Source organism: Mesorhizobium waitakense (assembly GCF_056431085.1).
The window spans coordinates 86,452-101,347 of the sequence record NZ_JBWKME010000019.1; the positions used below are offsets into that span (position 1 = coordinate 86,452).

The window sequence follows — 14,896 nt, forward strand, 5'->3', positions numbered from 1 at the left end:
CGATGAGCCTCGACAACCGACCGATCTATACCGGCGGCTGCCAGTGCGGCGCGGTGCGCTTTCGCGTCGAGGGCGCGCTTGGCGACGCTTCGATCTGTCATTGCCGCATGTGCCAGAAGGCGTTCGGCTCGTTCTACGCGCCGCTGGTTTCGGTGCGCGGCGCAACGCTCGACTGGACGCGCGGTGAGCCCAAATATTTCCGCTCGTCCAGCCATGTCGATCGTGGCTTTTGCGCCAATTGCGGCACGCCGCTAACCTTCACCGCGCCGGACGGCGTTGGCCTCGCCATCGGCGCGTTCGACAATCCGGCGGAGATCGTGCCGCTGATCCAGTGGGGCACCAAGGCAAAGCTGCCCTATGTCGACACGATCCCGCACTTGCCGGGCGAGGAGACGATGGCGGACATGTCGTCGGCCCCCTATCTGGCCGATCTCGTCTCCTACCAGCACCCGGACCACGACACCGAACAATGGCCGCCGAAGGAAAGATCATGACCGAGACAATACGAACCGGCGGCTGCCAGTGCGGCGCGGTGCGCTTCCGCATCAAGGGGGCGCTCGGCCGGCCGTCGATTTGCCATTGCCGCATGTGCCAGAAGCAGTTCGGCTCGTTCTTCGGTGCGCTGGTGACGGTGCCCAAGGATGGCGTCGAATGGACCCATGAGGAGCCAAGCTATTTCCAGTCGTCGGTCAATATCGATCGTGGCTTCTGCGCCCGCTGCGGCACGCCGCTGACCTATCGGCAGCCCGGTGGACTGGAGATCGCCATCGGCGCCTTCGACGACCGCTCCGATCTCGCCCCGCAAATCCAGGTCAACTACGCGGCGCGGCTGCCCTGGGTGGAGACGATCTTCGACCAGCCCGTCCACCAGGACCCCGACTACTACGCCCGGCAGGAGCAGATCATCTCGTTCCAGCATCCCGACCACGAAACGGCGGACTGGCCGACCAAAGGTTTGCAGCTATGAGCAGTCGACTGCGCACCCTCTATCCCGAGATCGAGGCGTTCGAGTCCGGCATGCTCGATGTCGGCGACGGCCATCAGGTCTATTGGGAACGCTCCGGCACCAGGGGCGCCAAGCCGGCGGTGTTCCTGCATGGCGGGCCAGGCGGCACCATCTCGCCAAAACACGGGCGGCTGTTCGACCCAAAACTTTACGACGTCATCCTGTTCGACCAGCGCGGCTGTGGAAAATCGACGCCCAACGCCTCCCTGGAAGGCAACACGACCTGGCATCTGGTCGCCGACATCGAACGCCTGCGCGAGATGGCCGGCTTCGACAAATGGCTGGTGTTCGGCGGTTCCTGGGGCTCGACCCTGGCGCTTGCCTATGCCGAGACCCACCCTGATCGCGTCAGCGAACTGGTGGTGCGTGGCATCTACACGCTGACGCGTGCGGAGCTCGAATGGTATTACCAGTTCGGTGTCTCGGAAATGTTCCCGGACAAATGGGAGCGGTTCCTGGCGCCGATCCCGGAGGCCGAGCGCGGCGACATGATGGCGGCCTACCGCAAGCGGCTGGTGGGCAGCGACCGCAAGGCGCAGATCGAGGCAGCCCGGGCCTGGAGCCTGTGGGAAGGCGAGACGATCACGCTTTTGCCCGACCCCGAAACCAGCGGGCCTTTTGGACAGGACGACTATGCCGTCGCCTTTGCCCGTATCGAAAACCATTATTTCGTCCATGCCGGCTGGCTGGAAGAGGGGCAGTTGCTGCGCGATGCCTGGAAACTGAGGGATATTCCCGGCACCATCGTCCATGGCCGCTACGACATGCCGTGCCCGGCGCGCTATGCCTGGGCGCTGCACAAGGCCTGGCCGAAGGCGGATTTTCACCTGATCGAGGGCGCCGGTCATGCCTATTCGGAGCCGGGCATCCTGGGTCAGCTGATCCGGGCGACGGACAGGTTTGCGGGCAAATGACCATGACCCGCGAGCGCCTCTATCTCTTCGACACCACCTTGCGCGACGGCCAGCAGACGCCGGGCATCGACTTTTCCGTCGAAGACAAGATCGCCATCGCAAAACTGCTCGACGCTTTCGGCCTCGACTATGTCGAGGGCGGCTATCCCGGCGCCAATCCGACAGACACCGCCTTCTTCCAGGAGAAGCGCACGGCGCGCGCCAAATTCGTCGCCTTCGGCATGACCAAACGGGCAGGGGTGTCGGCGTCCAACGATCCCGGCCTTGCAGCCCTTGTGCAATCGAAGTCGGACGCCATCTGCTTCGTCGCCAAGAGCTGGGACTACCACGTCCGCGTCGCGCTCGGCTGCACCAACGAGGAAAACCTCGACGCCATCAAGGCCTCCGTCGAGGCGGCGACAGCCGCCGGCAAGGAGGCGATGGTCGATTGCGAGCATTTCTTCGATGGCTTCAAGGCCAATCCCGACTACGCCCTGGCCTGTGCCAGGACGGCCTTTGATGCCGGCGCGCGGTGGGTGGTGCTGTGCGACACCAATGGCGGCACGCAGCCGTCGGAAGTCTGCGCCATTGTCGAGAAGGTCATCGGCTCCGGTATTCCCGGCGGCAATCTCGGCATCCATGCGCATGACGACACCGGCCAGGCGGTCGCCAATTCGCTGGCCGCGGTCGAGGCCGGCGTGCGCCAGATCCAGGGCACGCTCAACGGCATCGGCGAGCGCTGCGGCAACGCCAACCTGATCTCGATCGTGCCGACCTTGGCGCTGAAGCCGGCCTTCTCCACCCGCTTCGTGACAGGTATTTCGGCGGAAGCCCTGACCGGCGTGTCCAGGCTTTCCCGCGCTTTCGACGAGCTCCTGAACCGCGCTCCGGAAGCGCAGGCGCCCTATGTCGGCGCCTCGGCGTTCGCCACCAAGGCCGGCATCCATGCCTCCGCACTGGCCAAGGAGCCGGCGACCTATGAGCACGTACCGCCGGAAGCGGTCGGCAACCGCCGCCGCGTCATGGTCTCCGACCAGGGCGGCAAGGCCAATTTCCTCGCCGAGCTGAAGCGGCGCGGCATCGATGTGCCGAAGGACGACCACCGGCTCGATGCGCTGATTGCCGTGGTCAAGGAACGCGAGGCCGAGGGCTATGCCTATGAAGGCGCCGATGCCAGCTTCGAACTTCTGGCGCGCAAGATGCTGCACGGCCTGCCGGAGTTCTTCAACGTCACCTCGTTCCGCTGCATGGTCGAGCGCCGCTTCGACGCCAACGGCCAGTTGAAGACGGTGTCCGAAGCGATCGTCAAAGTGCTGGTCGACGGCGAGGAGAAGATGTCGGTGGCCGAGGGGCATGGCCCGGTCAACGCGCTCGACATTGCCCTGCGCAAGGACCTCGGCAAATTCCAGAACGAGATCGCCGACATGGAGCTTGCCGACTTCAAGGTACGTATCCTCAATGGCGGCACGGAGGCGATCACCCGCGTGCTGATCGAATCGCATGACGGCACCGGCGCGCGCTGGTGGACGGTCGGCGTTTCCGAAAACATTATCGACGCTTCGTTCCAGGCGCTGATGGACTCCATCGTCTACAAGCTGATGAAGAACCGCGAGATGGCCGGGCTGGTGGCGGCGGAGTAGGGTTGAACCATCAACGAAAGTCCGTTGATCCATCAGAACTTTGTGATGGTCTTGGCAAGGCGGCTGGGCCATAGCGTTGGCCCATGGCCCCTGAAGCAACTGCCCTGGTCACCGATTCAAAGGCCCGCCGCGGTTTTCTTTTGGCGCTGGGCGCCTATCTGCTGTGGGGATTGCTGCCCTTCTATATGAAGGCGGTCGCCCACCTGCCGCTCGCCGAAGTCATTGCCCACCGTATCGTCTGGTCGGTGCCGATCGCCGCGGCTGTGCTGGTCTGGGCCGGCCGCACGGCGGATTTCAAGGCGGCACTTCGCTCACCCCGAACCATCGCCATGGCCGCGCTGACAGCGGCGCTGATTTCGGTCAACTGGGGCATCTATGTCTGGGCGATAGCCGTCGACCGCACCGTCGAGACCGCGCTCGGCTATTACATCAACCCGCTGGTCAACGTCGTCGTCGGCGCGCTGCTCTTGGGCGAGCGTCTCGACCGATTGCAGATCGCGGCGGTGGTGCTGGCGGCAGTCGCCGTCACGGTGCTGACCATCGAGGGCGGCAAGCTGCCCTGGGTGTCGCTGGCGCTGGCGTTTTCCTTCGCCGCCTACGGCTTCTTCCGCAAGACGCTGCCGATCGGCCCGAGCCAGGGCTTCCTGCTCGAAGTGCTCTTGCTGTCGGTGCCGGCCCTCGGTTACATCGCCTACCTGATCGCGACCGGGCAGGACCACATCGTGTCCGGCAGCGGTGCTGATACGGCATTGCTGATCGGCTGCGGTCCGGTCACATCTGTGCCGCTGCTGCTGTTCGCCTTCGGTGCCAAGCTGCTGCGCCTCTCGACCATCGGCATCATGCAATACATCGCGCCGACCATGGTGTTCCTGATCGCGGTCCTGATCTTCAACGAGCCTTTCGGCACCACCCAGGCCGTCGCCTTTGCTCTCATCTGGGCGGCATTGGCGATCTATTCCTGGTCGATGCTGACGAACGCGCGCAAGGCTTCTATCCGGTAAGGAGTTTCGATGTACCTGCTGCACATCGCCAACAAGAACTATTCCTCATGGTCGCTGCGGCCATGGGTGCTCATGCGCGAGCTGGATATTCCGTTCGAGGAGCGGCTGACGCCATTTCCGACCGGATCGAGCTGGGATCTCTACCGGCCGTTCTCACCCAGCGGCCGGGTGCCCTGCTTGATAGACAACAGCCTGATCGACGATGGCTGGGCGGTCTGGGATTCGCTCGCCATCGTCGAGTATCTGGCCGAGCGTCACCATGGCGTCTGGCCCGTCGAGGCCAAGGCGCGCGCCTGGGCGCGCTCGGCCGCCGCCGAAATGCATTCGAGTTTCACCGCACTGCGCGGCGCATGCCCGATGAGTTGCGGCGTGCGCGTCAAACCGTTCCCGATGTCCGATGCGCTGAAGCAGGATCTCTTCCGCCTCGGCGATCTCTGGAACGATGGCCTTGCCCGTTTCGGCGGGCCGTTTCTCGCCGGCGCGCATTTTACCGCCGTCGACGCCTTCTTTGCCCCGGTGGCGTTTCGGGCGCAGTCCTATGGGCTCGCCTTCGAGGGGGCGGCTGCGGCCTATCCGGCACAGCTGCTCAATCTGTCGGCGATGCGGGAATGGTATGCGGCCGGCCTTGCCGAGACCTGGCGCGACCCGGACCACGAGGCGGAAATCCGTGCCGCCGGCACTATTGTCGAGGATCTCCGCGCTTCGGCATAAACAGTCACCCGGCTGCTGTTACAACCCCCGGCCAAGCCGCCTGACGAACAGATAGGTGGCGGCCGCCATAAACACCGAGACCGCGGTCACCACCCAGAAACCCATGGGCGTGTCGACCAACGGCAGCCCGCCGACATTCATGCCGAACAGTCCCGAGATGATGGTCATCGGCAGCAGCACCGCGGTCATGACAGAGAGAACATAGAGCAGCTGGTTCGACTGCATGGTCAGCTTGGCCATCAACTCGTCCTGCAACAGCCTTGTGCGCGCCTGCAACTGCTCGCCGTCATGATAGAGCGTATGCGCCCGCTGCGAGAGCCTGGCCGCCATGTCGTTGATCGGGTCAGGCAGCTCGTTGCGATGCGAATGGTCGAGATGCCGGAACAGATTGGTGATCGTCGCCATCTGCCGATGGATCACCACCAATTGCCGGCGCGCCTCGACCAGCGCCTGTCGCTCATTGTGCCATGCATCGCGCACGACGCGATCCTCGATGCCGTCGAGCGTGTCGCCCAGCTTGCCGAGCTCGACCGACATGCCATCGAGCGACTGGCCCGTGACCGCCTCGATCAGCTCCGCCGGCGAGCGGAATTTCCGCGATCCATTCTCAACCGCCTTGCGGACGGCATCGACCGATTCCAGCGGCTGCTTGCGCGCGCCGACCAGCATCGTCTCGTTGAAGGCAAAGCGGAAATGGACAAGCCCGCGCGCTTCCGAAAAGTCGTGTTTGAGATCCGGCAGATCGCCATAGAGCCAGCCATCCTCGAAGTCGATGTGACAGCCATGGCTAGGGGCAAGGAAGGCGTCCCGCACCGGCCCCGGCAAAGCTTTTTCAGCGCCGATCTCCTGACGTGCATGCAGGTCGGTGATCTGATAGCTGCGCCAGGTCCAGCACGCCTGTGCCGGGTCCTTGGTGCGCAGGCCATTGGCGGTGAAATGATAGATGAAGAACAGCCCGTGCTCGTCGGGCAGGTAAGGCGACAGGTCGGTGCCTTCCGGGGCAAGAGCGACATCCATGGGCAGTACCAGATGCAGTTTTCGGACATGGCGCCGCGTGGCGGCAGCCTGACCGCGATTTCTAGCACGGACGAGTACGCTTGCGTGTGACGGTTTCTTGACGGTCGATCACAGTCTGCCGATCACCGGCGTCGCTTTCGATCTTGCCCGTCATCTTCGGCGCACGAACGGGCCTCGCGCCCAACGCAATGGTGCGGTCAGCCGCCAACTGCGTGACGCGAGGATCGCGTCGCGTTCTGCGCGGAGAGCGTCTCGGTCGCGGACGAGCATGTCGCGTTCGAGGCTGAGATCGTGGTTGGTGCGAACAAGTGCGTCGTGCTCGAGTGTGAGGTCACGCGTCGTGACCGTCGGCTGCGGGTGTTCCTGCAGCGGCAGCCGGGCCAGGAGCCATTCGGAAATTGCTGCCGGGAGGGCCAGCGTTCCGTCCAATATCGGATTTGCCTCTGCCGATCCGGCGCTGAACAGGTGATGATAGTGGATGTGGACCAATCGCGCCGCGTCGGGTGCCGGCAACCCAGCCAGGTTGTTGAGAGGAAAATTGTGCGTATCCGGCAAAAGTCGCACGGAGTGGTTTCCCGCGACTGCCGCCAGCGAGAAGGCGGCCTGGCTTGTACCCCAATAGGCGGTGGCCTCTGCTTGCAGAACCCCGGTCCCGGTGTTGTACGTTGGCCCGTCGGCCCACGACTTCATATCCGCGGCCACCAACTGTCTGAAAATGTCTTCGGTGCGCTGGAAAAGCCCGCATGCCCTTTTTGCTACAAAAAGCCCGCCATTGTAGCTCGCCCGCACCGCCTGGCCACCGACCGTTGTGTGCACGATTGGCAGACGTTCATAGTCGACGCCGACAAGGGCGCACAACTTTCTCCAGTAGCTGTCGAAGGGGTCGCCAGGACCCGTCGTGCACATTCCCTTGACGTCTACAGGGCGCGCGGCGGCCGAACTGGCGCCCAACGATAAATCGGGCTCGGCGACAAAGATCGTATCGCTGTCGAGCTGCACTATGATTGGCGGCCCCAGCCGACGTTCGACGTGAGCAAGCGCGTGAATGCGATACGACGTGCCATATTGCGGGTAGTAACTCTCGATCTCGATCGGCAGATATTCGACGCCCATCTGCTCAAGTTTGCGCAGCGTCGACACGGATGGGCGACGGCTGCTCCTTGGCGACACGACCGTTATCGGGCACCGCGAATAGGCACCGGCGAAACATCGTATGCTCTCGCACAGCAACAGTGCTTGCGCTTCGAGAATGCCCGCCTCGGCAATCAGGACAAATTCGACACTCTTTTCGGCGATGTCGCGGGCCTGGCCAGTCTCCCGCGGCAGGGCCGGCACGCCCGGCGAGGGCGCCGGTGAAGGCTCTATTTTCGCGGCTTCGCCGAGCCATTTCCCGGTCGCGCGCAACCCGGCCTGCAGGCCAGCCGCCAGCCGCTTCATTGCCGCTCTGGTCGCGGCACGCCGGTCGGGCGGCCAACACAGGGAACAGACCCTCAGCATCTCGTGTATCCGCAACGGCGGACTGGCCAGCATGCGGGCAACGAGGCCATGTGCCAGTTGCCTGGCGGCATCCGCATCCTCGGCCCGCTCGAACGGCCGGGCGGCGGCGAGGAAGACGCGAAGCACGGCAAGCAGCTTGCAGTAGGCGGCTGCGCGCCGCTCGACGGCGATCTCATGCCCACGGATGAATTCGGTCATATCGCGCGCGAAGGCGTCGTCATAAAGATCGTAGGTCAGGCCGAGCTTGGCCCAGAGCGCCTCGCGGATCGGATGCGTTCGGTTGCGCGCGTTCTTCGAGTGCTTCGTGCTCAGCCCTTGCGTGTTCAGCCGGTAGCGCGTCAGCGGCTCGGCAAGGTTTCGCGCCCGGCACAAAGGCAGCAGGGCAAAACACAGATAGTGATCATGCGATATCCACTGATCGGCCTTGTAACCCCCGACGGCCTCGAAGCCGCTACGGCGATAGGCCATGGATGAATGATAGAATGGATTGTGGAACAGGATGGTCCACCGGATCGCAAGATCCGTTTCGGGCATTAGCTGCCCGCCGACGACGCGGTCGGCTTCGTCGATCAGCGTTACCGCGTTTCCGACGAGGCCAAGGTCGGAGTCCTCGTCCAGCGCCGCGACCAGCCGCCCGACATGCGTCGGCTCGGCGATGTCATCGCAATCCAGACGCAGGATGATGTCGCCGCGGGCCGCCTCGATGCCGCGGTTGGCGGCGGCGGCTGGGCCAAGATTGGTGGGATTGGTCACGATCCGTATGCGCGGATCACGGCGTGCCAGTGCCTCGAAGACCGCGGCTTCGCCGGTCGCGTCATCGACGATCACAAGCTCAAGATCGCGGAACTCCTGGGTTAGGATGCTGTCGACCGCCGCGTCGAGGAAGCGCTGGTCGGTGTAGACGGTCATGACGACGGAGGCGCGGGGAGCGAGATCTGTCTCCGTCTCGGGTCTGTTCTCCAAAGTTTGTCCCCCTGCAGATGTTCCCGGATAGCCAACTCGCTCGCGAGCCGCAAACGGAAATCGCTACAGGACGAGTTTGCTCACCGTATCCGGCGAAAGTCTTGGAGGGAGAGGAGGCGGCAAGCTTTGCCGACCGCCGCCCTCTTGCGCCTGTCAGCGCTTCGGGCCGAAGCCTGGATAGGGGTTGAGCGGGACGATGGTGGCAATGTCCATCATGCCCGCCTTGACCAGCGGCAAGGTGGCGAGATGGTGGCGCACATCGGCGTCGCTGCCGACCTCGAACATCATGCCGCTGCCCGGGATGTCGCCACGGTTCCACACCTGGCGCACCGCGCCTTCGGCATAGAGCGTGCGCCGTTGCTCGGCCTCGCCGGGTAGCAGGGGCGCGAAATCGGCATCGGTGAACTTTTCTGTGTTGCGGGTGAGAAGGGCAAAGAACTGCATGGCGGTCTCCTTTGGTTGGGATGACCCAACTATCGCCGCGCCTAGCCCGACTGTCCAAGACTGAATAGGATAAAGTTGAGACCGCGAAGGACTTAAAAGCTTCGGAGAGAAAATGTTCGACCTGCGCCAGCTTCGCTATTTCGTCACGGTCGCCGAAACCGGCAATGTCGGCCGCGCCGCCGAGATGCTGCATATTTCGCAATCGCCGCTCAGCCGGCAGATCATGCAGATCGAGGAGCAGCTTGGCGTTCCCCTGTTTGAAAGAGCCAAGCAACGGGTCCATCTCAACGCCGAGGGCCGCGCCTTCCTCGCCGAGGCCCGCTCGCTGCTGTCCAACGCGCGACGATTGGAGGAGTTCGGCCGCAACCTGGCCAGCGGCGCCGTCGGCCGTCTCGCCATCGGCTATGTCGAAGGCGCCGTGCATGCCGGGCTTGTCGCAGGGATGCTGCGTCAGTTCCGCCGCGAACGGCCGGATTTTCACCTTCAGTTGCGAAGCCTGCGGTCGGCGGCGCAACTGGAGGGGCTGCGGCAGCGCTCGCTCGATCTGGGCTTCGTCTATTCGCCGCCGGCTGACGATGACCCGGACATCGCCACGGTCGCGCTGCGCCATGAACCGCTGGTGCTGGCGGTCCCCGAAGATGACCCACTTGTCGGGTTGTCGGACATCAGGCCGCACCACCTCGACGGCCGCACCTGGATCACCGTCGTGCGCCAACCTGACGACACCAACCGTGGCCAGTTCCTGGCCGCCTGCGCCAAGGCCGGCTTTCTGCCCGACATCGCTTATGAGACGGCCGATCCGTTGACCTCGCTCGGTCTGGTCAGCGCCGGTCTTGGCCTGGCCACGGTGCAGGCCAGCCTGCGTGCCGCCGCACCGTCGCGGATCGTGTTTCGCGACCTGCCATGGTTCGAGCGAACGGTTTCCATCCATCTTGCCTGGCGGCGCCACGACCGCCGCGCGGTGATCGCCGGCTTGCGGGAGGCGGCCGGGGAAGAGGGTAGGGCAGTAGGGCAGTAGGGCAGTAGGGCTTCACCTCAGGCAATCTACATACTGCCTTACTGCCCTACTCCCTTATTCCCCTACATCTTGTCGATAACCGACTGCATTCCCTCGGTCGGGGCGTCGACCGAGGAGCCGGCCACCATGATGGCGGCGACGATTGCCTCGGGGTCGTTGACGACCAGCGGCTTGACCCGTTGCGCGGTGTGGATGAAGCCTTCTGCGGCCATGTGGTCGAGCAAGGCCAGCATCGGATCCCAGAATCCGCCGATATTGCCGAACACGATCGGCTTACGGTGATGGCCGAGCTGCCCCCAGGTCATGACCTCGACGATCTCCTCGACCGTGCCGATGCCGCCCGGCAGGGCCACAAAGGCGTCGGATTTTTCGAACATCCTGTGTTTGCGCTCGTGCATGTTGTCGGTGATTACGAGTTCGTCGAGCCGGTCAAGCGCGGTTTCGGTCGCCTCCTTGTTGATCAGGAAGCGCGGAATGATGCCCGTCACCTTGCCGCCGGCACGCAAGGCGCCCTCGGCGACTGCGCCCATGATGCCTTTGGTGCCGCCGCCGTAAATCAGCCTGAGGCCGGAGCGCGCAATCGAGCGCCCAAGCAGGTGACCGGCCTTGGCATAGGTTTCATCGCGGCCCGGAGACGAGCCGCAATAGACGCAGACGGATCGAATCGTGTTCATACCGATGATTGGTGATTGGGTCTGAAAGCGGGGTCAAGCCCGGGGCGGGCTTTTTCTTGTCGGCTTTGGCAAAACAGGCTAGACCGGCATTAGGTGGCTAAGGGGTAGGGAAATATGGCAATTAATCCACTGAAGGCGTTCTTGTTCGCAGCGGGTGGGACCGTTGCGGCCGCAGGAACCGCCTATGTATCGGGCGCACTCGACCCATATCTCATTCGTACGCCGCCGGCGGAAGTGGCAGCACTGACGCCGCCCGCGGCGCCGAAACCAGCCGATCCCGGCACGGAAGCGCGGCTGCCGCCAGCGGCGGTGCCGGCCGCTCCCGCCGCGGCGCCTCAGGCGACGGCCCCGGCCGCGCCGGCAACGGATGCGGCGGCGCCCGCTGCGGCCGGTCCGATCGTGCCGTCCTTCGATGTGGTGCGCGTCGAGAGCAATGGCTCGATCGTCATTGCCGGCAATGCGGCGCCCAACTCCAAGGTCGAGATCCTCAACGGCACCACCGTGCTCGGCTCGACGGTCGCCGGCCCCGATGGCGCCTTTGTCATCGTGCTCGACGATCCGCTGAAACCCGGCGACTATACAATCGCATTGCGCGCCACCACCGGCGATGTCGTGACCGCCTCGGCGCAAACCGCAGTCGTCTCGGTTCCCAAGGATGCGGCGGGCCAGGTGCTGGCCATGGTCGAAGAGCCAGGCAAGCCGGCCGAACTGCTCACCGTTCCGGCGCCCGAGACAAAGCCGGCCGCACCGGCTGCCGGCGACCAGGCTGCCGCCCCGGCGGCTCCTGCGCCAGCCGTGGTTGCAGCAGCACCCGCTCCGGCGGCACCAGCTACGCCGCCCGCCGGATCAGTGGCCGAACCGAAGATCGTCGTCGAAGCGGTCGAGATCGACGGCAACAAGATCTTTGTCGCCGGTCTCGCCGATGCCGGCCGCAAGGTGCGCGCCTATGCCAATGACATCCTGCTCGGCGACGCGAAGACGTCGCCGGACGGCCATTTCCTGGTCGAGGCGACGCGTGACATTCCGGTCGGCAGCTACACCATCCATGTCGATGGCCTCGATGCTGATGGGGTGACAGTTGTGGCCCGCGCCGCCGTACCGTTCGAGCGCGAGCCGGGTGATTCTGTCGCCGCCGTGGCGCCCGCCGAAGCAAAGCCGGCCGTGCCTGCCGTCGCAGGCGCCGCTCCGGCGGAATCCGCATCGGCTCCTGCTGCACCGGCCGCCGAGGCTCCGGCCACGACGCCCGCTCCCGCCACCGACGCTGCAGGAGTTGTGGCTGCGGCAACGCCGCCAGGCGATGTGCCCGAGACGGTGGCGCCCAAGCTCGAGCATGCCGGCAGCGCCGTCATCATCCGCCGCAACGATACGCTGTGGCGGATTTCGCGGCGCGTCTACGGCCATGGGGTGCGTTATTCGACCATCTACCTCGCCAACCAGGATCAGATCAGCGATCCCGACCGCATCTGGCCGGGGCAGGTGTTCAAGGTCCCGGAAAAATCGAAGGAAGGCGAAGCCGCCGACCTCAAGGCGATGGGCGAGCAAGCGACGACGGCTCCGCCCAAGACCAAGTAGGGCCAATAGGGCCAAGGCGTTTGAGGCGTCGATCTCCCCCTCGAGGGGGAAGATCGGCAGCGTCGCCGATCTACCCATCGGGATAGCTTGCCCCATATGCGTTGATCGTCTATCGCCGATGGACGATGACCGAATCCCTGGCCGAAACAGACAACCGTCGCATTGCGGAAAACAGTGCACCGCCGGAATGCGCGTCGGATAGCCATGCAATCGCTTCGCGCTTGGCAGCTCTCTCGCACCCGGCACGCATCGAAATCATAAAACACCTGTCGGCCAGCAACTCCTGTTGCTGCCGCGAAGTCGTCGATCGTTTCGATCTGGCGCAATCCACCGTGTCACAGCACCTGAAGATACTGGTCGAAGCCGGGCTGGTCCGGTTCGAGCCCGACCGCCAGCGCTCGCGCTATGCAGTCGACCGCGCGGCGCTCGCCGACGTCTCGGCGTCGCTGAGCGCACTCGTCAATTCCTGCTGCTCCGGCCGCTGAAAATAAGAAGAAGGCACCAAGAATGGCCGAAAAAACCGTCTCCGACTCCTCGACCTTCAAGACGCTGCTCAATCTGTGGCCTTACATGTGGCCCGCCGACCGCGCCGATCTCAGGGCGCGGGTCACCTGGGCGACGCTTCTCCTGGTCGTCGCCAAGCTGACGCTGGTCGCCGGTCCCTATTTCTTCAAATGGGCGACCGACGCGCTGGCCGGTGACGCCAAGTCCGTGCCGCCGCTGCCAACCTTTCTGCTGGCGCCGGTCATGCTGGTCGTCGCCTACAACGTCGTGCGACTGGTGCAGCTTGGTTTCAACCAGCTGCGCGACGCACTGTTTGCCCGCGTCGGCCAGTACGCGGTGCGCCAGCTCGCCTTCCGCACCTTCGTCCATATGCATGAACTGTCGCTGCGCTTTCATCTCGAGCGACACACCGGCGGCCTGTCGCGCATCATCGAGCGCGGCACCAAGGGCATCGAGACGATCGTCCGTTTCATCATGCTCAACACGGCGCCGACCATCCTCGAATTCGCGCTGACCACCGGCATCTTCGCCTACACCTATGGCTGGAAATACGTCGTCGTCGTCGCGGTCACCGTCTGGGTCTATGTCTGGTTCACGGTGCGGGCGAGCGACTGGCGCATCGGCATCCGCCGCGACATGAACGACAGCGACACCGACGCCAACACCAAGGCGATCGACTCGCTGCTCAACTACGAGACGGTTAAATATTTCAACAATGAAGGCATGGAGGCCGAGCGCTTCGACCGCTCGATGGCGCGCTACGAGATCGCCGCGACCCGCATCTGGACTTCGCTTGGCTGGCTGAACTTTGGCCAGGGCATCATCTTCGGCCTTGGCACCGTCATCGTCATGTGCATGTCGGCGCTCGAAGTGCAGGCGGGCACGCAGACGGTCGGCGACTTCGTCTTCATCAACGCGATGCTGATGCAGCTGTCGGTGCCGCTCAATTTCATCGGCTTCATCTATCGCGAAATCCGCCAGGGGCTGACCGATATCGAGCAGATGTTCGACCTTTTGGATGTTCCGCAGGAGATCGTCGACAAGCCGGATGCCAGGCCACTCGCCGTCAGCGCAGGGAAGGTCGAGTTTCGCGACGTGCATTTCTCCTATGATCCGAACCGCAAGATCCTGAAGGGCATCAGCTTCGCGGTGCCGGCCGGCAAGACGGTGGCCATCGTCGGGCCATCGGGCGCCGGCAAGTCGACCATCTCCAGGCTGCTGTTCCGCTTCTACGACGTCCAGGACGGCCAGGTGCTGATCGATGGCCAGGATATCAGGGACGTGACGCAGGAGAGCCTGCGCGGGGCGATCGGCATGGTGCCGCAGGACACGGTGCTGTTCAACGACACCATCGCCTACAACATCCGCTATGGCCGCATCGGCGCCAGCGAGGAGGACATGCGCAAGGCGGCCGAACTCGCCCAGATCGGCCCGTTCATCGAGCGGCTGCCCGATGGCTACAAGTCGATGGTTGGCGAGCGCGGGCTGAAACTCTCCGGCGGCGAGAAGCAGCGCGTGGCGATCGCCCGCACCATTTTGAAAGCGCCGCCGATCCTGATGCTGGACGAGGCGACTTCGGCGCTCGACAGCCACACCGAGCAAGAGATCCAGGCCGCGCTCGATCTGGTCAGCCGTGGCCGCACCACCATCGTCATCGCCCACCGGCTGTCGACGGTGATTTCCGCCGACGAAATCATCGTGCTGCAGGATGGCCAGATCGCCGAGCGCGGCACCCATGCCGAGCTGATGCGCAAGCACGGCCTCTACGCCTCGATGTGGGACCGCCAGCGCGAAGCGACCGAAGCCGAGGAGCGGCTGCGCATCGCCCGCGAAGGCGACGAGCTTGGCGTCATCGTCCGCCGCCGCACGTCGGAGGTGTCATAGCGGCGGCTCTTCTTCTCCCCCTTGTGGAAGAAGGGAAAGAATCCGCTTGACCTCAACTTTAGTTGAGATTGT

At 64.3% G+C, this 14,896-nt stretch carries 14 protein-coding genes; 10 read left to right on the forward strand and 4 right to left on the reverse strand.

What is annotated here, in order from left to right:
* Positions 1-2: 2 nt before the first annotated feature.
* From AC07FD_RS06635 to AC07FD_RS06660, 6 genes are all read left to right on the forward strand, one after another.
* Positions 3-494: a GFA family protein gene (locus tag AC07FD_RS06635; protein ID WP_478349191.1), complete on the forward strand. Its 492-nt coding sequence runs from the start codon at positions 3-5 to the stop codon at positions 492-494.
* Positions 491-967, forward strand: a complete 477-nt coding sequence (locus AC07FD_RS06640; RefSeq protein WP_478349192.1) for a GFA family protein — start codon at positions 491-493, stop codon at positions 965-967. Before AC07FD_RS06635 ends, AC07FD_RS06640 begins: the two co-directional genes overlap by 4 nt.
* Positions 964-1,920: a prolyl aminopeptidase gene (gene pip, locus AC07FD_RS06645; protein WP_478349193.1), complete on the forward strand. Its 957-nt coding sequence runs from the start codon at positions 964-966 to the stop codon at positions 1,918-1,920. Before AC07FD_RS06640 ends, pip begins: the two co-directional genes overlap by 4 nt.
* A complete protein-coding gene (gene cimA, locus AC07FD_RS06650) occupies positions 1,917-3,539 on the forward strand; it encodes a citramalate synthase (protein ID WP_478349194.1) in 1,623 nt (540 codons plus the stop codon). The genes pip and cimA overlap by 4 nt, the downstream gene beginning before the upstream one ends.
* An 83-nt stretch (positions 3,540-3,622) precedes the next feature.
* Complete coding sequence (gene rarD, locus AC07FD_RS06655) at positions 3,623-4,540, forward strand: EamA family transporter RarD (protein WP_478349195.1); 918 nt, start codon at positions 3,623-3,625, stop codon at positions 4,538-4,540.
* A gap of 9 nt (positions 4,541-4,549) precedes the next feature.
* Complete coding sequence (locus AC07FD_RS06660) at positions 4,550-5,251, forward strand: glutathione S-transferase family protein (protein ID WP_478349196.1); 702 nt, start codon at positions 4,550-4,552, stop codon at positions 5,249-5,251.
* Positions 5,252-5,269: 18 nt separating this feature from the next.
* On the opposite strand, the gene AC07FD_RS06665 is transcribed toward AC07FD_RS06660, so the two are convergent.
* From AC07FD_RS06665 to AC07FD_RS06675, 3 genes are all read right to left on the reverse strand, one after another.
* The gene (locus AC07FD_RS06665; RefSeq protein ID WP_478349197.1) at positions 5,270-6,268 is read right to left on the reverse strand and encodes a transporter; all 999 of its coding nucleotides are present in this window, start codon (positions 6,266-6,268) and stop codon (positions 5,270-5,272) included.
* 150 nt (positions 6,269-6,418) lie between these two features.
* Complete coding sequence (locus AC07FD_RS06670) at positions 6,419-8,728, reverse strand: glycosyltransferase family 2 protein (protein WP_478349198.1); 2,310 nt, start codon at positions 8,726-8,728, stop codon at positions 6,419-6,421.
* Between the two features lie 153 nt (positions 8,729-8,881).
* Positions 8,882-9,172: a muconolactone Delta-isomerase family protein gene (locus AC07FD_RS06675; RefSeq protein ID WP_478349199.1), complete on the reverse strand. Its 291-nt coding sequence runs from the start codon at positions 9,170-9,172 to the stop codon at positions 8,882-8,884.
* A gap of 112 nt (positions 9,173-9,284) precedes the next feature.
* Here AC07FD_RS06675 and AC07FD_RS06680 point away from each other — a divergent pair, with 112 nt between their 5' ends.
* The gene (locus AC07FD_RS06680; protein ID WP_478349200.1) at positions 9,285-10,190 is read left to right on the forward strand and encodes a LysR substrate-binding domain-containing protein; all 906 of its coding nucleotides are present in this window, start codon (positions 9,285-9,287) and stop codon (positions 10,188-10,190) included.
* A gap of 62 nt (positions 10,191-10,252) precedes the next feature.
* Here AC07FD_RS06680 and AC07FD_RS06685 read toward each other — a convergent pair whose 3' ends face one another.
* The gene (locus AC07FD_RS06685) at positions 10,253-10,864 is read right to left on the reverse strand and encodes an LOG family protein (protein ID WP_184871179.1); all 612 of its coding nucleotides are present in this window, start codon (positions 10,862-10,864) and stop codon (positions 10,253-10,255) included.
* Positions 10,865-10,978: 114 nt separating this feature from the next.
* Here AC07FD_RS06685 and AC07FD_RS06690 point away from each other — a divergent pair, with 114 nt between their 5' ends.
* The 3 genes from AC07FD_RS06690 (at position 10,979) to AC07FD_RS06700 (ending at position 14,824) form a co-directional block, all read left to right on the forward strand.
* Positions 10,979-12,436, forward strand: coding sequence for a LysM peptidoglycan-binding domain-containing protein (locus tag AC07FD_RS06690; RefSeq protein WP_478349201.1), 1,458 nt, complete (start codon positions 10,979-10,981; stop codon positions 12,434-12,436).
* Between the two features lie 125 nt (positions 12,437-12,561).
* On the forward strand, positions 12,562-12,921 hold the full coding sequence (locus tag AC07FD_RS06695) for an ArsR/SmtB family transcription factor (protein ID WP_478349202.1): 360 nt from the start codon (positions 12,562-12,564) through the stop codon (positions 12,919-12,921).
* 22 nt (positions 12,922-12,943) lie between these two features.
* Positions 12,944-14,824, forward strand: coding sequence for an ABCB family ABC transporter ATP-binding protein/permease (locus AC07FD_RS06700; protein WP_478349203.1), 1,881 nt, complete (start codon positions 12,944-12,946; stop codon positions 14,822-14,824).
* The last annotated feature ends 72 nt before the right edge of the window (positions 14,825-14,896 follow it).